Genomic DNA, 18,179 nt, shown 5'->3' on the forward strand with positions numbered 1-18,179 from the left:
ACCGCTAACGGTTCTCATGGAGCTTATTGTACTTGTTTTATAACGAATTATTTTCTAACGGTTGTGAGTGTTGTTATTTTACTTACATTTGTATTATTAAAGCCCATTTCACACTATTAAGCGCTACAGCAACCCTTAAAACTAATTACACGGCTATTAAGATGAATAACCGTTGTAGCAACCTTTAGAATGAGTCGTTTAACTGATATGTGCGGTATCTCTGTATACCACTCGCTACAAAAAGTAGTTTTTTATCCAACAAAGATCGTAAGACAACTCTGGTTCGATTCTCTGAAAGCAGCAGGTGTTCAGCAAGCTCACGAGGTTCAAATGCTCGCATGACCCTGCGTGCATATCGAATGGTCTCGGCTTCAGCCCAGGTTAATTTCAAAGAAATATCAATGGATAAAAACTTACCTACAAATGACAGTACCAATTGCTTGCACACTTCCGGATCATCACGAATAGATAAGTAGGCAATCGGAAGAAAATACCAATCATCCAGGACCAGCATAGCTTGTTTCATACATAAATCCTTAAAGCGACTAGTATCAACATCTCGGGCGTGACTGCGATAATCATGAATTTCGATACAACCTTTTGTGCCATTTGGCATGTAAGCTAGGTCCAGATAACGATACCTATTGTTTAGGTCACGAACTTCATATTCAGGATACAAGTTGCTCAGGTTTCCAATTGTGGGGAACCAAATGGATTGCAGAAATTTAACGGTTCCGTGACTCAAGCCTTTCTTTAGTATTTCTCTACGTCTGGGATTTTTTTCGTTAGTTATATGCATTTCTAACCATTCATCATACTGCTTTTCGAATAGTGCGCTCATCATTGCACCCACCTTCGTAATTTTTTGTAATTCTCAAAATCGGTGTTCTTCATTGATGAATGATTTATGATTAATTCAAATCTCAATGCCAATCTTTGTACCAAAATGTACCAACGTTAAATGCATAAACCTTACTTCTTCTTCAATAAAGAAATCTCAATTGATAATTTGTAATGCTTATTTTTTGAAAAACAAATTCTCATTTCAAAAACAGGATGCTTAAACATTAAAAAAGCGGAATTAATTAACTTGAAAATCATGATACCTAAGTTAAAAATCAAAAATTATAACTAAAAAATCGCATTGATGAATATGACGAAATTCTTAACTCGAAAATCGGAATACTTTATTCAATAAAAGAAATTGTAAAATGAGATACTGTAGTTCGCATTTCGTCATTCATCAATGTATATAAAAAAGCCGCTTTAATACCTGAATGCTTCTAATTCAAAGCATCGTATTAAAGCGGCATGTTCTTCACACCGTTATTTCTTTTAGATGTCCAATTAACAGTATAGCATAGTCGAAAATAATGAGGTAATGGATTGAATAAAATATAATAAATGTCTCGAATGCTCGTGTACACGTATGCCAATGTACTCGAATGCTCGTGTACACATTTGCTATTGTACTCGTGTAGGAGGTGGAAGAGAATTCGTAACAAGGATTAAAACATTTTGCTGAATGATTGGATATGTGGGATTAAAGCATTTTGGTGAAAGATTGGATTGGATATGTGATTAGGATTAAAACATTTTGATGAAAGATCGGATTGGAAATGTGACGAAGATTAAAACGTTTTGTATGAAGGTTTGGCGGTGCTGCATAAAGAAATGACAGGAGTGAAAGGTTAAGCAATGAAAACGTAAAATCCAAAATAATATGAAAAAATTCACTGAGACCGGTTGCAAAAATTTGAAGCATGCCCTATAATGAACTCAAGAAAGCTTACTAAAACAGTTTCAAGTTGGATGGAAAGCAGTTGAAGACAATGAAAGTCACGATTAAGGATGTTGCAGAACTAGCCAAAGTGCACAAATCTACGGTTTCCAGAGTATTGAACAATTCCAATGATGTAAAAGAAAAGACGAAGCAGAAAGTGCTGCAGGCGATTGACACCTTGGGATACAGTCCGAATTTCGCCGCACGTTCGCTCGCCTCAGGCAAATCCCACATTATCGGGTTTGTCGTATCGGAGCAGCAAATCAGCGATGTCGTGATGAATCCGTCCTTTCCAACGATTCTGAAAGGCATCACAACGTATGCCGAGGAGCTGGGCTACAACATCTTGATGATCACCTCCGTAGATAACGATTACAAGTCCTATGAGCAAGTGATTCGCAAGCATGCGGTAGACGGATTTATTATTCTCGGGTCTACCATTCAGATCGATCTGAATGAACTCTTGATTCAGCAAGGCATTCCGTATATTTTCATCGGGAAGCACCATGAATCCGCAGATGAGAGTTACGTGGGAACAGACAATATTGAAGGCGGTTACATCGCAGCCAAGCACTTGATTGATCTGGGCCATACAGATATTCGTCTGATGGTAGGGCAAGTGCGGAGCCAGAAGATCCTTTCTCACAACATTGATCGAATAACCGGATTCAAGAAAGCATTTGCAGAAGCGGGATTGTCATTTAGGGATGATTACATCGTCAAGACACCGACTGACATGGAAACGGGCTACCATTTTATGCGTACCTATTTTACCTCGCACGAACCAAGTGCTGTTATCTTGTCTAATGAAGTGATGGCGATGTCATGTATTAACTATTTGTCCGACGAAAGACCAGATTTACTGGAGCGTATGTCGATTGTGACATTTGGTGATTCCGACTTTTTCAGGCATTTGAGGCCCCCGTTGACAACGGTCAGCCAGCATTTTGAATGGATAGGCCGGACGGCTGTGGAGATGCTTGCCAGTCAAATTGCCGAAGATGACATGTCAACCAAAGCCGTTGTCCGCAAGCCAGATCTCGTCATTCGCAGTAGTTCCAAACGGAAATAGTTTGAGCGCAGCAGCGTGCTTGTTTTCTGTCATGGGAAACAGCCCTGCTCCAGCTCCCTGCAAGTTAGGTAAGCAAGGCGGAAAAGGCGGAAAAGGCAGAAAAGGCAGCAAGGCAAGCAAGACAAGCAAGACATTGGCAAGGGATAAGCAAGCCGGACGGTACAAGGAGAGTGTCGAGCATCTCAATTTTTTTTATAACATTTTGCAACCGGTCTCAATTAAGCGTTTACATTTATTACGAATTCTATAGAAAACAACATATAATTCAATGTTTTCAGTACCATAACATAATGAGACCGGTTTCGTTGTACTAATTTAAGGAGGTGGACGAATCACAAAATGATGGTGTAAAAGACGTGGGAATAACGGTGTAAAAGAAAAAAGGGGCGAAAGGTAACTGCAACTAAGAGAATGAAGGCAACCCAGAGAATGAAGGCAATCATGAGAACCAAGACAACTCTGAGAACCAAGACAACTCTGAGAACCAAGACAACCCAGAGAACCAAGTCAACCATGAGAACCAAGACAACCCAGAGAATCAAGTCAACGATGAGAACCAAGGCAACCAGGGAGTGGAATCGGGAAAACCAGTCAGCGATGTATGGCCTGCTTAAGAGAAGACTTGTCTTCACACGTAAGAACAGGAATAAACCATTGGAGGGGTTCATGTGAAAACACTTAAAATCGCAATGATGGCTTTCTTATGTCTCGTATTGGTATTAACCGGATGTTCAAGCAACAATAATGAAAATGCGGCTTCAAACAAAGGCTCAAACAATGCAAATCAGACCGATCAAGGGGATCAGGAGTCTGAAATTACGGTATTGTCCTGGCGGTTCGATCCAGCCAGTCCAGAGTGGGAAAGTATTGTAACCGCTTTCAATGAAGATCATCCTAACATTAAAGTCAACGGGGTGATGGCGCCGTCCTCGGAAGTGGTGCAGAAAGTGACCTCAATGGTGGCCGGTAATCAAGAGGTGGATGTGCTGTTTACCGATTCTACCCGAAACCTGAACTTTGCTTCAAAAGGTCTGTTGGAAGACTTGCAGCCTTACATCGATGAATCTGGATTGAATCTGGAAGAGGACTATTACGTCAAGAGTTTGTCTGATCACATGTATGAAGGCAAAACCTACGGGATTCCGATCCTGAATATGACGTATTTCATCTTCTACAACAAGGATTTGTTCGACAAAGCCAACGTGGAATACCCGACAAACGATTGGACCATCGATGAATTCCTCGATAAAGCGAAGAAACTGACGAACAAAGATGACAATCAATATGGTTACAACCTGAGACCTTGGGTAGGTACGCATTTCCTGGGATGGTCCTACGCCATGGGCGGCGAGTACTTATCTGAAGATGGCAGTGAATCGTTGGTGAACAGCGAAGGCTCTGTCGAAGCGATGAACTTCTTGAAAGACTTGATCTACAAGCATGAGGTGGCTCCGATTCCGAATGCCGATGCTGCGTCTCAAGGTGGCGGTGTGGCATTTGAGTCAGGCAATGTAGCGATGAACTGGTCCGGATCATGGGATATCAAAGGTACGCAGACGACTCCTTCCAAGTGGGACTTTAACTGGGGAGTAGCCATGCCGCCGAAAGGTGAAGGCGGTTCCAAACCGGTTGTTATCTCCAACGCTTGGGGAATGTATTCCAAATCCAATAACAAAGACGCAGCCTGGACCTTCATTGAATGGTGGTTAGGTGAGAAAGGGCAGATGGTGCTAGCAGAGCAAGGAGAGTTCCCAAGCAACAAACAGATTGCAAAGGAGCATGCCTTTACCCATCTGAGTGAAGAAATTCGCGACACCGTCTTTAAGACCGCAGAAGAAGGGGTTTCCAGACCGACTCAGTTCCCGGTAATGGCACGAAGCGAGAAAGATTTCGGGGCCAGAATGGAGCAAATTCTGTCCGACAAAAACTCCGATGTGGAGAAAATTATGGACGAATCCAAAGAAGAGCTCGACAAGCTGATTAAAGATATCGAAAACGGAAGATAAACAGAGGACTGGCGGGGAGAGGGTTTCAGAATGCGTTCAGCGATGAATGACACAGCGAATGACGCAGCCTCCCTTTCCTCCCCGCTTTACTGATCAGGTGGTGTGAATGATTTGTCAACTCGACAACGACATCTATCTGTTGAAGGTCAAGGTTCATGCTTCGGATGCTTGATGCCTCAGATCACTGAACCAGATCAATGAAAGAGCTGGCGTCATGCAGTTTGATCCAGCAAGGAGGTTAGATTCTATGGCAAAAATATCAAAGCGAGCTAGACAAGAGGAACTAGCCGGGTGGTTGTTCGCATCTCCTTGGATCATTGGGTTTGTCTTTCTTACGCTCGGCACCATGCTGTTCTCGCTTGGCATGAGCTTTACGGATTATGACTTCTTTAATCCACCGAATTGGGTAGGGCTTGATCATTATCGTTACATGTTGTTCGAGGACGATCTGGTATGGCACTCCCTCATGATTACAACCGTATACACGCTCGCCAGTGTTCCCCTGATGCTCGTGTTCGGATTGCTGCTGGCAATCCTGCTGAATCAGAAGATCAAAGGGATCGGGACGTATCGTACCATCTTTTATTTCCCGTCCGTGCTGCCGGAGATCGCGACGATTTTCCTCTGGATTCTCGTATTTGATGCCAACTATGGATTATTCAATTCATTTCTGAAATGGTTTCATTTGTCCGGACCCAATTGGCTCGGTTCCATGGACTGGGCGCTGCCTTCTCTCATTATTATGAGTCTGTGGGGTGTCGGGGGCGGCATGCTGATCTATCTGGCCGGCCTGCAAGGGATACCGACCGATTTGTATGAAGCAGGCAAAGTAGACGGCGCGGGAAAGATTCGCATGTTCTTTACCATCACACTGCCCATGCTGTCACCGGTTATTTTCTTCAATCTCGTGATGGGGACGATCGGAGCATTGCAGGTGTTTAACCAGGCCTACATTATGACGAGTGGTGGGCCGGCACGATCGACTTACTTTTTGATGCTTCATATATTCTACAAAGCGTTTCAGGACTATGACTTGGCCTATGCCAGTGCGTTATCATGGCTGTTATTTGTCTACATCGGCGTCTTTACCCTGATTGTATTTCGATTTGGGGAAAGAAAAGTATTCTACGGGTAAAGGGGGGATTCCATGTCAGCTCAAACTACCGTTCAGCGTCCTTCGTTGCGGGAATCCGTCAAAGCACAATCGCTGTTTACCAAGGCTTTGCTGTATCTCGTACTCTCTGTCGGCTCGTTTATTATTTTGATTCCATTTGTCTGGATGGTCAGCACGTCTTTGAAGTATTCCAATCAAGTCTTTACGTGGCCGATTCAATGGATTCCGAATCCATTTCGATTTGAAAACTATCGTGAGGCGCTGACGATGCGCCCGTTTGGATTATATTATTGGAACACCTTTGTCGTGACCTCGGTATCTGTGATTGGTCAGGTCATCTCGTCTTCCCTGGTGGGATACTCCCTAGCCCGGCTGCAGTGGCGCGGCAGAAATCTCATCTTCGTTCTGGTGATGAGTACCCTGATGCTTCCGGAGATCGTCAAACTGATTCCTACCTTTGTCATCTTCAGCAAAGTGGGCTGGGTCAATACATTTTGGCCGCTGATTGTACCGAATTTCTTCGGGCACGCCTTCAACATTTTCCTGTTTCGGCAGTTCTTCCGTTCACTGCCAAAGGAACTTGATGAAGCGTCGAAGGTCGATGGGTGCTCACTGTTTGGGATTTATTGGCGCATCATTATCCCGATGTCGAAGCCGGTCATTGGCATCGTGGCCATCAATACCTTCCGGCATACATGGAATGACTTTTTGCAGCCATTGATTTATTTGAATGATACGAAGCTGTGGACGATCACCCTCGGGTTAAGAGCGTTCCAGCAGGAGTTTCATGTCGAGTGGAGCTTGCTGATGGCGGCCAGTGTAACAACCATGATTCCGATTGTTATCCTGTTTGTCATCGCACAACGATATTTTATACAAGGCATCGTATTTACTGGAGTGAAAGGATGAGCAGGGTATGGATTTGCAGCAGGAAGCGATCTATCACGTTCCAAAAGACGAATACAGCTATCCATTGGATGAACAGACCCTGAAGGTCACGATTCGTGTCAAAAAAGGGGATATTGCAGGCGGCAAGGTGTTATTTACAGACCGCTATGACCATCCGCAATATACCCCTTCCATTGAACAGGTGCCGTTGAAAAAGGAAGGAAGCGACGGATTGTTCGAGTACTGGAGTGCAGCGTTTGTCGCTCCGAAGCGGCGTCCCAAATACATCTTCATGCTGAACACGGGCCATCGCAGCTACTGGTACAGCGAGTTGGGACTGACAGCAGATCGTCCCGCAGCGCGGTGGTTTGAATTTCCGTATCTCGCAGGTGTGGACTTGCCGCACTATCCAAGCTGGCTCGATGAGGCGATCTTCTATCAAATCGGGGTGGATCGTTTCTATAACGGCAACCCGGACAATGATCCAGACGGTGCGCTCCCATGGGGCGATGAGCCAACGATGACGACCTTTTTCGGGGGCGATTTGGAGGGGGTGATAAAAAAGATCAATTATTTGACCGAATTAGGCGTGAATGCGGTTTACTTCAATCCGTTGTTCCTGTCGCCATCCACCTTTAAGTACGATACCGAGGATTATTATCTGGTGGATCCGAGCTTCGGCGGCAATGAGGCATTTGAAGCTTTGATACAGGCGTTCCACAAAGCCGGCATCAAAGTCGTGCTGGACGCTGTGTTCAATCATGCAGGGAAGCGCTTCAAGCCGTTTCAGGACGTGGTGGAGAAGGGGAAAGATTCCGCTTATTATGATTGGTTTATCATTCATGATTGGCCGATTAACATGGAGGAGCCAGGGCACAATTACGACACCTTTGCGTATACCGCCAGAATGCCGAAGCTGAACCATGAACATCCCGAAGTGCGGCAATATTTGCTGGATGTCACGCAATTTTGGACAGAGAAAGGCATTGACGGATGGCGGCTGGATGTCGCCAATGAGCTTGACCATCAGTTCTGGCGCGAGTTCCGTATGTTAGTGAAATCGGTGAATCCGGAAGCGTTCATCTTAGGTGAAATCTGGCTTGATGGTACAACCTGGCTGCAAGGCGACCAGTTTGATTCCATTACCAACTACTTGTTCCGGGCGCCTGTGCTGGACTTTTTCGGAGAACAGAGCATTGGCGCGACAAGCCTAGATGAACGATTGCTGTCCGCACGCATTCGCTATCGCGAGCAGCAAAATCGCTACATGTTCAACCTGATTGGCAGTCATGATGTACCGCGGTTTTTGAGCTTGTGTGAAGGCTCGGAAGAACGAATGGCACTGGCCACCGTATTCCTGTTCATGTACCCGGGTATTCCGATGGTGTATTACGGGGATGAAGTGGGGATGACCGGCAGCACCATGGTCCAGGCCAGACGCTGCATGGTATGGGACGAAGCCAAGCAAAACAAGCGATTGTTCCAGCTGTATCAATCCTGCATTCAATGGAGAAAGCAGCTGAATCCGCTTAAATTCGGGGATTTTGAGACGCTGTATGTGAGTGAAGAAGATCAAGTGTACGGGTTCGCCCGCTCATATGAAAATGAGGCGGTGTGGGCATTTTTCCACAACGGTGTCGGAAAGCGTCAGGTGACGCTGGATGTACCGGAAGGAAGCGAATGGATCGACCTGCAGACCCAAAAAACGGTATCTGTAGAGAACGAACAGCTGCAATTGGAACTGGATGCTTATGAATATGCATTAATCATGAAAAAAACGATCTGAATCGGAGGAGAACAACCATGATGACCACGAATAATGAGAAACGTAACACGAAGCTGTATGACAAAATTTTCGGATGTATTGCCGCATCCAATATCGGTTCCTCAATGGGAGCAATGGTAGAGACTTGGGATCCTGAGCGCATCAAGGATAAATATGGTGTACTGGACCGTTTGGAAGGATACTGTCATTACGGCGCGTATCAAAGAAAACCGGGAACAACAGAAGACGGTATTGAGCGTCAGCGTCTGTTGGTCTCTGCAATTAAAGAAAAAGGCGGTCGCATCACAGCGGAAGATTTGCGTGAAATCTGGATTCGCGATATCAATCCGGAGAAATTCAACGTACAAATGGAGCCATGTGATGAGATCTTGTATAAATTAGCTGCGGCAGGGATGCCAGCAGGAAATGTCGGTCAATATTCCGACTACATGGGTATTGTCTCCTTTGCCCGTTCCTGTCATCCGGTAGGACTGATCAATGCATGTAATCCGCATCAGGCTTATGTGGACACGTTTGACGTAGGTCGTCTGTATCAGCCGCTGCATGGACTGGGACTGGATTGGGCAACCGTTCTATCCGCTGGTATTGCTGAAGCGATGAAACCGACAGCAACGGTGGATTCCGTTGTAGATGCTTCTCTGCGTTATGTCCATGTCAAAGTAAGAAATGAGATTGAGCGTGCCTTGGAAGCGACCAAAAACTGTGAATCCATCGAAGATATGAAGCCTTGGTTCTATCAACACTACAATGGTGTTGGAACGCCTTATTGCTACAGCATGGGGAATGAGATTATTACAAAAGGGGTTTGCTTGTTCTATGTGGGTAAAGGAAATCCGAAAGATCTCGTGATCGGTGCGGTGAACTTCGGCCGTGATACAGACTGTTTGGCTGCCGTATCCAGTGGATTGGGCGGCGCATTAAGCGGTGCAAGCTCCCTGCGTCAAGACTGGATCGACACGGTTGACGATGCCATGACAACGAATGAGCATACCGTATCTCGTCGCTCCCTGGCTGAAATGGCGGATGTGGTTTATGACGGCGTCATCAATGAGCGTGCGAAAATGCAAGATCAAGCCAATGCGATCTCTGAATTGATCAAGTAAATCCATATCGAAAAATCCGTTTCGACATGAAGCAACCTGACAGCTAGCAGCAAGTGTAACTGAATAGGCAGCAGGCCAGGAAGTCGGAGAAGGCAAGGACTTCCCGACTTTCTTGGCATGCGCATAATCAGACCGTTCAATGCAGGGGAGGAAACGAGGATGAAAATAGCATTTGGCAATGACCATGCGGGATACCCGTTAAAGGCAGATGTTCTGAATGTGCTCAAGGAAGCTGGTGTAGAGGTCATTGACTATGGCTGCCAATCCACGGAGCCGGTTGATTTTCCGGATATTGCCCGCCGCGTGTGCGATGATGTGCGAAGCGGCGCTTGTGATCGCGGGATTATGCTTTGCGGTACCGGAGTTGGAGCCAGTATCGCTGCGAACAAAATTCAAGGCATTCGCGCTTCGGTTTGCCATGATATCTACTCTGCCCATCAGTGCGTGGAGCATGATGATGTCAATGTGATGTGTATCGGTGCGCAAATTATCGGCTCCCGGGTCGCGAAAGAAATGATTGAGACTTTTCTGAAAGCGGAATTCAGCACGGAGGAGCATTTTCGCAGACGAGTTCGCAAGCTTCGGGATATTGAAGAACAGTCGGCCATGGAAATCATGAAGCAAAAGGAGGCGTAATGAAAATGAGCTTACCGAGCATTGGATTTATAGGATTAGGCGCGATGGGATTACCGATGGCGAAGTTGCTCGTGAAAGCGGGTTATCCTTTGCATACGATGATTCATCAAAACCAGGCGCCTAGAGAGGTGCTGGAGCCGCTCGGTGCAGAGTTCCACAACCGTGCAGCGGAAATTATACAACACAGTGAAGTGGTCATTACCATCTTGCCTGCTGACCCGCAGATGGAATCAGTGCTGCTGTCAGACGAGACGCTGTCGGCCCTCAAGCCGAATCAAACCTTGATTGAAATGACCTCCAGCTCTCCACAAATGATGCACAAGGTAGAGGAAGTGTACCGGAGCAAAGGCGTGAAGGTACTGGACGCTCCGGTTAGCGGTGGCACCGCAGGCGCCCAAAGCGGTCAGCTGACCGTCATGGCGGGCGGTGAAGCTGAATTACTGGAAGACGTCCGAACGATTCTCGATGTGATGGCGGGCAAGATTATCCATGTCGGCAAGATCGGGGATGGGAAGGCGGTCAAGGCGATCAATCAGATGATGGCTTCGACCCATATGCTGATTACGGCGGAAGCGGTTGCGCTCGGGGAGAAATTAGGGGTCGAGATGCAAGCGCTCTTTGATGTCATCAAGGAAAGCTCAGGGGCTTCCTGGATGTTTGTTCAGAAGTATCATGCCCTCCTGGAGCAGCAGTTGGAGCCGGGCTTTAAGCTGAAGCTGATGAAGAAGGATTTGGATATTGCGGTGCAGGAAGGGGCAGGGATTCCGTTACCGTTGGCATCCTCTGCGCTGCAGTGGTATGAAGCGGCATCCCGGGCGCATGGCGAGATGGATTTTGCTGCAGTCAGTCGGCTCATTCGGGATACCGCAGCCGGAAATGAGGCGTGAGCGATGGAGTTGGGCTTTCAAATTGAACCGTTAATCAACCGGCCGGATCGATCGTTAATTGATGCATTTCAGGATGCTGCTACGGCCCATATCAGTGACAATATGTCCCGATTGTATGCGGGCGGATCAGGATTGCGCCCTTATCATGCGACGACCCGTATTTTGGGTACGGCGTTTACGGTGAAGACAAGACCGGGCGACAATCTGCTTATGCATAAAGCGCTGGATATGGCGGAGCCGGGCGATGTGATTGTTGTCGATGCCGGCGGAGATCTGACGAATGCGATTGCGGGCGAAATCATGATGCGATGGGCACAGAAAAAAGGACTCGCCGGATTCGTCATTGATGGTGCTATTCGCGATTCGGGAGCAAGTTGTTTACAGACGTTTCCGGTGTTTGCCAGAGGCATTACCCACCGCGGTCCCTATAAGGACGGTCCGGGTACGATCAACTTGCCGGTGACGATCGGGGAAATGCATGTTCATCCCGGTGATATTATCGTGGGGGATGAGGACGGATTGATCGCCATTCCGAAAGCAGAGGCAGAAGAAATGATCAGGAAGCTGCATGCGCAACAAGCGAAGGAAGAAGCGATCATGCGATCCATTGAGGAAGGCACCCTCGATCGGTCGTGGGTCGATCAAGCCTTGACGGAGAAGGGGTGTGTGCTGCCTCGTGAGTAATCGACGATATCACTGGAAAAGACTAGAGCAATTTGTCGCACAGGTGTTTCAACGAAGCGGGCTTCCTCCAGAGGAAGCCTCTGTTGTATCTGAGAGCTTGATTGAAGCCGATTTGAGAGGCGTTGATTCGCACGGTGTGGTGCGCACAGAGATTTATGTGCAGCGATTGGAGAAAGGGATGGTTGCGTCCGGTGCTTCGATGCAGGTGATGCAAGACGGAGGATTGACCTTGCTGGATGCGCAGAACAGCTTTGGCGCGGTGGCGGGCAATCGGGCGCTGGAGCTTGCTTTGACAGGCGCCAGGCAGCACGGCCTTTCCATCGTCGGGGTAAAGAACTCGAATCATTTTGGGACGTGCGCCTATTATTTGAAAAAAGCCGTTGAGCAAGACATGTTGCTGATGGTGATGTCCAATGCTTCACAAACGATGCCTCCGACCGGCGGTATCCGTCCTTTTATCGGTACGAATCCACTGGCAGTCGGTGTACCTGCAGGCCGTCATCTTCCGTTCATGATGGATATGGCGACCAGTGTAGTCGCACGAGGCAAAATAATTGTGGCTGCTGAAAAGGGCGAGGCGATTCCCGAAGGCTGGGCGGTGGATGCACAGGGCCGTCCGACCACCGATGCACAGGAAGCGTTGTCTGGATCGGTGCTGCCGCTTGGCGGTCCGAAAGGGTATGCGCTGTCGATGTTCATTGATATTATGGCGGGCGTTCTGACCGGAGCGGGCTTCGGCAAGTCCGTGAACAATATGTATGAGAACTGGGCGCAGCCACAGAATGTGGGCCACTTTTTTATTGCGATGGATATCGGACGCATGATGCCGGTGGCGCAATTCAAGCAGCGCATGGATGAGTATATCGAAGATTTAAAGGCAGAGCCGAAAGCGCCGGGCGTAAATGAAATTCTTATTCCGGGTGAACTGGAGTTTCGTAGAGAACAGGAACGCAAGCAGCAGGGTATCGAGCTTCCGCTCAAGGTGCAGCAGATGCTGTCGTCCCTTGGAGAGCGGCATGGTTTGTCTCTGACTGATACCGAGATCGACGAATCAGCGGTTTATGAATGATGGACCAACGAGATAGTTATGCATGAATCAGGGTGAACGAGACAGATATGCATGAATCAAGGTGAACGAATCAGACATGGATGAAACAGAGTGAATCAGTCAGAAATGTATGAGTCAGGGATGAGTCAGAGAGGAGAGAACAGGATGAGCATGTCCTTTAAATATGAACTGCCGACAAAAATTGAATTCGGCCATCACGTCATTCAGAAGCTGCCAGAGCACGTTCATGCGTTGGGTGGAAGCCGGGCGCTGATTGTGACAGATCCAGGGTTAATAGAGGCAGGCATCGTCGATCAGGCCGTGCAGCCTTTGCTGGATGCACAGATTCCGTTTGACATATTCTCGGAGATCGAACCAGACCCGGATATCGAAGGGGTCCCGAAAGCTGTGCAAGCGGCCCAGAAGGCTGGTTGTGACATCGTGATCGGCTTAGGTGGCGGAAGCTCCCTGGATACCGCTAAAGCAGCTGGCATTATGCTGGGGAATGACGGGGATATCCGAGATTATGTCGGTATCAACAAAGTGCCCCACAGAGGGGCGCCTGTCATCGCCGTGCCTACGACAGCCGGGACAGGCAGCGAGGTAACGATATGGTCCGTCCTAACAGATAAGCAATCGGGTGCCAAGCTCAGTGTCGGGAGTCCGCACAATTGTCCGGCGCTGGCACTGTGCGACCCGATGCTGACGCTGACCCTACCGCCTCATATTACGGCAGCTACCGGAATGGATGCGCTGACGCATGCGTTGGAGTCCTATGTAAATAAAGCCACGCAGCCGATATCAGAAGGCATGTCGCTGCAGGCCATGACATTGATTGCGCGAAGTCTTCGCACGGCTGTCTTTCACGGCAAGGATGTGCAAGCACGTTATGATATGCTGCTGGCCAGTCTCATTGCGGCCCTGGCCTTTAATGAAACCAGGTTGGGAATCGCACATGCATTGGCTTTGCCGCTAGGCGCTCATTTTCACATTCCGCATGGAACGGTGAATGCCATGCTGCTGCCTGAAGTGATGGAGTTCAATTATCCGAGTCAGATTGAGAAGTTTAAACGCATTGCTGAAATCTTTGGCGAGCGAGTTGCGGAGGTCTCCGATCGTGAAGCGGCTTATCGATCCGTTGCAGCGATTCGGCAGCTCAAGGAAGATGTCGGCATCACACAATCTTTGACAAGCTACGGGGTGCAGGAAGAGCACTTGGATCGCATTGCTGAGGAAGCGATGCAATCAGGCAATATTCCGGTCAATCCGAGAATGCCGACGCCGGAAGATCTGAAGCAAATCTGCCGCAAGCTAATGACGCCATCATGAAGGGAGTGAAGCTGCGATGAAGCCGAAAGTGCTGGTGACTTGCCCGTTGCCCGGGGGTGTGCTGGATCGTCTTCAACCGCATGCAGAGGTGGAAGTGTACACATCCAGTGAACCTTTAAGCAAATCGAGGTTTATCGAGAAATTGCAAGACAAGGCGGCGGTCATTTCTTTGCTCGTCGATCCGCTGGACGAAGAAGTGCTGTCACAAGCTCCTGAGCTGAAGCTCATAGCCAACTATGCGGTTGGCTATGACAATATCGATGTGAAGGCCGCAACGGAGCGCGGAATTATGGTGTGCAATACCCCCGATGTGCTCACCGAGGCGACAGCGGATTTAGCCTGGGCACTGCTCTTGGGAGCGGCTCGTCGAATTCCGTCCGGAGACCAGTATATGCGTGAGGGTCGATTCAGCGGCTGGGAACCGTCCTTGATGCTGGGCAGCCAGGTTTCCGGCAAAACGCTGGGTATCGTCGGGATGGGCCGAATTGGGCAAGCGACGGCAGCCAGAGCAACGGGCTTTGGCATGAAAGTGCTGTATACCAGCTCACGGACGCTTGCTCCAAGTGAGGAATCCGCGTTGAATGCGAAGCGGGTACCGCTCGGAGAGCTGCTCCAGCAAGCTGATTTCGTTTCCCTGCATGCGCCCTATGATGCGCAGAATCATCATATGATCGGGGAACAGGCCCTGTTGCAGATGAAGCCGACTAGCTATCTGATCAATACGGCCAGAGGTGCGTTAGTGGATGAGGCAGCACTGGTTCAGGCTTTGCGAGAAGGCTGGATCGCGGGCGCCGGTTTGGATGTGTTTGAGAAGGAGCCTGCGATGGCGGAAGGCTTAAGGGAACTGGACAATGTAGTTCTGGCACCGCATGTCGGAAGTGCGACCATTGAAGCGCGAACCGCAATGGGCCGTCTATGTGTGGACAATGTGCTGGCCGGACTGAATGGGCAGCGCCCGCCGACATTATTGCATGCAAACGGAAGAGGAAGGTGAATGAGTGTGGCACAGGCAGTAATGAAAGACTGGTTGACGAAGAACGCAGGTCAAACCTATGGCAATTATATAGCAGGACAATGGAAGGATGCAGACAGCGGAAGCTTGATGGCGCGTTATGACGCGTCGGATCGCTCACAGGTGCTCGGACACTTTCAGCAATCGGGTGCTTCGGATATAGCGGCAGCGGTGGCGGCAGCTGAAACGGCATTTGGGACATGGTCAAAGCGGCCCGCACCAGAGCGAGCGCAAGTGTTATTGCGATTTGCAGAGCTGTTGGATAAAGAGGCGGACGGCTTGGCCTATCGCTGCTCGGCAGAGCAGGGAAAGGTGCTGGCCGAAGCGTATGGAGAAGTAGGCAGAGCGGCAGCGGAGGTGCGATTTGCCGCTGGCGAAGCGCTGCGTATGAATGGAGAAGTCCATCCCAGTGAGAAGCCGAATATGGTCAACACGGTGATGCATCAGCCGATTGGCGTCATTGGCGCGATTACACCCTGGAACTTTCCTATTGTCGCCCCTGTTCGCAAGATTGCACCGGCTTTGGCGTATGGATGCACGGTCGTGTTGAAACCCGCTTCGCTGACGCCGTGGTGTGCCGTCTATCTGATGGAGCTGCTGGAAGAGGCGGGTGTTCCGCCTGGTGTGGTCAATCTGGTGACAGGCAGCGGGTCGGAGGCAGGAAATGCACTGGTGACGCACCCGCAGGTGAGAGGGATCAGCTTCACGGGTTCGAGTGAACTGGGCAAGCGAATCAATGCCCAGGCAGCAGGCCAGCTCAAAAAAACGCAGCTGGAGCTGGGCGGCAAAAATGCGGCAATCGTCCTCGATGCGGAATCGATAGACGGGGCTGCCAAACAGATTGTGGGAGCCGCGTTTAGCTGTACGGGTCAACGATGCACAGCCATCAGCAGAGTGATCGTCTTGAAGCGCCATGCCGATGCGATGGAACAGGCGCTTGTTTCGGAAATGACTCGCATTCAAGCGGGTCCGGCCTGGGATGAGAAGGTCGGGATCGGGCCCCTTATTGATCAAGGTCAACTGGAATCGGTACAGCACTATGTGCAGCTCGGTCTTGAAGAAGGGGCGCAGCTCGTATGCGGCGGTGAGGTGCTGACGGGAGCCAATTACGATGGCGGAGCCTATATGGCACCGGCGCTATTTCGATCTGTGCAACCGCATATGAAACTCGCAATGGAAGAGATTTTCGGGCCGGTGTTGTGTATGATAGAGGTGGAAGATGAGCAGGCAGCGGTTGAGGCTGCAAACGCGACGGTCTATGGATTGGCCGCTTCCCTCTTCACAAGTCAGCACGATGCATGCTGGCGTATTGCGGACAAGCTGGAATGCGGCATGGTTCATGTCAATCATGGTACGGCGAGTCAGGCGCATATGCCTTTCGGCGGTGTCAAGCAGTCCGGCTATGGGGCGTATTCGATTGGACACAGCAATATGGCCTTCTTCACAGAGCCAAAAGCGGTATACATTCAATATACGTCCTAGATCTCGATGAATCTGGCAATTTACGAACGATACCTTCATTTTCTACTAGCGAAACTTCTCTAGGATATTGATCTGCTAGTCAATCATCTATTAGGAAACAAAACGACATCCTTTACCAGGATGGCAGGGACACATAGATCTTACAGCAAGAAAGGTGGAATGATCGGTGAAGATCGTGATCGCTCCAGACAGCTTTAAAGGCTCCATATCAGCAGGTGCTTTATGTGATGCGATAGAAAAAGGAATAAACACCGTTTGCCCGAATGCGATGATACACAAGCTTCCCCTCTCCGATGGAGGGGAGGGCTTGGTGTCATCGCTTGTTCAATCTTGCGGGGGGACTTATCGGTATGCGCAGGTCAACGACCCGCTGGGCAGAGAGATCAAGGCTAGTTACGGCATCATGGATGATGGACAGACGGCAGTCATTGAAATGGCCGAAGCGTCCGGGCTGACTTTACTGCAAGATGCTGAGCGAGATCCAATGCGGGCGGACAGCTATGGCACGGGACAGCTCATCCAACATGCCTTGAGTCAGGGTTGTCGACGTTTTGTCATTGGTTTAGGCGGAAGTGCTACCGTAGATGGCGGAATGGGCATGCTGCGCGCCCTCGGTATCCGCTGGCTGGATGCACGCGGCAACGAGATAAAGCAAACAGGCGGTCAAGCCTTGCTGGAGATCGACCGTTACGACCGTTCGAGACTGGATGAAAGGCTGCGGGAATCGAGTTTTGTAATCGCTAGTGACGTCACCAATCCGCTATGTGGACCCAATGGGGCGGCAGCGATCTTCGGCCCGCAAAAAGGAGCTAGCGAGCAGCAAGTGTCCGTGTTGGAAGAAGCTCTTGCTCGATATGCCCATTGCCTGGAAGCACAAGAGGGTATGAAGGTCAGCGCGTTATCTGGTGCTGGTGCAGCCGGAGGCATGGGAGCGGCATTCGCCGTATTTCTGGGAGCGAAGCTGGCTTCCGGCATTGAGTATGTCATGGAAGCGACAAAACTCAGTGAGGCCATGGCTACCGCGGATCTCGTGATTACGGGAGAGGGCAAGCTGGATCAACAAACGCTCTCAGGAAAAGTTATCGCAGGCGTTTGCCAGTTGGGACAACGACATCAGGTGCCGGTAGTTGCGCTGTGCGGATCGGTCAGCCTCTCCTTGCAGGAGATGAAGCAAATCGGACTTGCCGCAGGGTTTTCGATCGTACCGGGCCCCTGCAGTTTGGAAGAAGCGATGAGACATGCGCCTGCATGGGCGGAAGAACGAATGATGCAGATTATGAGAACGATGCAATGTTTCGAAAATCGGTAGTTGGACGATAGATAGAGTTCTTCGAATTGGATAAAACGGT

At 49.2% G+C, this 18,179-nt stretch carries 15 protein-coding genes; 14 read left to right on the forward strand and 1 reads right to left on the reverse strand.

The features are described 5' to 3' along the window. Positions 1-184 precede the first annotated feature (184 nt). On the reverse strand, positions 185-841 hold the full coding sequence (locus ACFSUC_RS08775) for a transcriptional regulator (RefSeq protein WP_379929173.1): 657 nt from the start codon (positions 839-841) through the stop codon (positions 185-187). Between the two features lie 991 nt (positions 842-1,832). Here ACFSUC_RS08775 and ACFSUC_RS08780 point away from each other — a divergent pair. From ACFSUC_RS08780 to ACFSUC_RS08845, 14 genes are all read left to right on the forward strand, one after another. Then, positions 1,833-2,855, forward strand: a complete 1,023-nt coding sequence (locus tag ACFSUC_RS08780; RefSeq protein ID WP_379929257.1) for a LacI family DNA-binding transcriptional regulator — start codon at positions 1,833-1,835, stop codon at positions 2,853-2,855. 668 nt (positions 2,856-3,523) lie between these two features. Next, positions 3,524-4,861: an ABC transporter substrate-binding protein gene (locus ACFSUC_RS08785; protein WP_379929174.1), complete on the forward strand. Its 1,338-nt coding sequence runs from the start codon at positions 3,524-3,526 to the stop codon at positions 4,859-4,861. Positions 4,862-5,108: 247 nt separating this feature from the next. After that, a complete protein-coding gene (locus ACFSUC_RS08790; protein ID WP_379929175.1) occupies positions 5,109-5,996 on the forward strand; it encodes a carbohydrate ABC transporter permease in 888 nt (295 codons plus the stop codon). A gap of 12 nt (positions 5,997-6,008) precedes the next feature. Beyond that, complete coding sequence (locus ACFSUC_RS08795) at positions 6,009-6,884, forward strand: carbohydrate ABC transporter permease (protein ID WP_379929176.1); 876 nt, start codon at positions 6,009-6,011, stop codon at positions 6,882-6,884. Positions 6,885-6,891: 7 nt separating this feature from the next. Then, on the forward strand, positions 6,892-8,649 hold the full coding sequence (locus ACFSUC_RS08800) for an alpha-glycosidase (protein WP_379929177.1): 1,758 nt from the start codon (positions 6,892-6,894) through the stop codon (positions 8,647-8,649). A gap of 17 nt (positions 8,650-8,666) precedes the next feature. Next, the gene (locus ACFSUC_RS08805) at positions 8,667-9,752 is read left to right on the forward strand and encodes an ADP-ribosylglycohydrolase family protein (RefSeq protein WP_379929178.1); all 1,086 of its coding nucleotides are present in this window, start codon (positions 8,667-8,669) and stop codon (positions 9,750-9,752) included. A gap of 159 nt (positions 9,753-9,911) precedes the next feature. Continuing rightward, positions 9,912-10,388 carry a ribose 5-phosphate isomerase B gene (rpiB, locus tag ACFSUC_RS08810; RefSeq protein WP_379929179.1) on the forward strand — a complete coding sequence of 159 codons (477 nt, stop codon included), beginning with the start codon at positions 9,912-9,914 and terminating at the stop codon, positions 10,386-10,388. 5 nt (positions 10,389-10,393) lie between these two features. Further along, positions 10,394-11,275, forward strand: a complete 882-nt coding sequence (locus ACFSUC_RS08815) for an NAD(P)-dependent oxidoreductase (protein WP_379929180.1) — start codon at positions 10,394-10,396, stop codon at positions 11,273-11,275. A gap of 3 nt (positions 11,276-11,278) precedes the next feature. After that, positions 11,279-11,959, forward strand: a complete 681-nt coding sequence (locus ACFSUC_RS08820; RefSeq protein WP_379929181.1) for an RraA family protein — start codon at positions 11,279-11,281, stop codon at positions 11,957-11,959. Next, a complete protein-coding gene (locus ACFSUC_RS08825) occupies positions 11,952-13,028 on the forward strand; it encodes an Ldh family oxidoreductase (RefSeq protein ID WP_379929182.1) in 1,077 nt (358 codons plus the stop codon). The genes ACFSUC_RS08820 and ACFSUC_RS08825 overlap by 8 nt, the downstream gene beginning before the upstream one ends. A 144-nt stretch (positions 13,029-13,172) precedes the next feature. Further along, on the forward strand, positions 13,173-14,336 hold the full coding sequence (locus tag ACFSUC_RS08830; protein ID WP_379929183.1) for an iron-containing alcohol dehydrogenase: 1,164 nt from the start codon (positions 13,173-13,175) through the stop codon (positions 14,334-14,336). A gap of 16 nt (positions 14,337-14,352) precedes the next feature. Further along, positions 14,353-15,330, forward strand: coding sequence for a 2-hydroxyacid dehydrogenase (locus tag ACFSUC_RS08835; RefSeq protein ID WP_379929184.1), 978 nt, complete (start codon positions 14,353-14,355; stop codon positions 15,328-15,330). Beyond that, positions 15,331-16,830: an aldehyde dehydrogenase family protein gene (locus ACFSUC_RS08840; RefSeq protein WP_379929185.1), complete on the forward strand. Its 1,500-nt coding sequence runs from the start codon at positions 15,331-15,333 to the stop codon at positions 16,828-16,830. Between the two features lie 166 nt (positions 16,831-16,996). After that, complete coding sequence (locus tag ACFSUC_RS08845; protein ID WP_379929186.1) at positions 16,997-18,139, forward strand: glycerate kinase; 1,143 nt, start codon at positions 16,997-16,999, stop codon at positions 18,137-18,139. Positions 18,140-18,179: the final 40 nt, after the last annotated feature.

The sequence above is a fragment of the Marinicrinis sediminis genome (assembly GCF_042685085.1).
Taxonomy (GTDB): Bacteria; Bacillota; Bacilli; order Paenibacillales; family KCTC-33676; genus Marinicrinis; species Marinicrinis sediminis.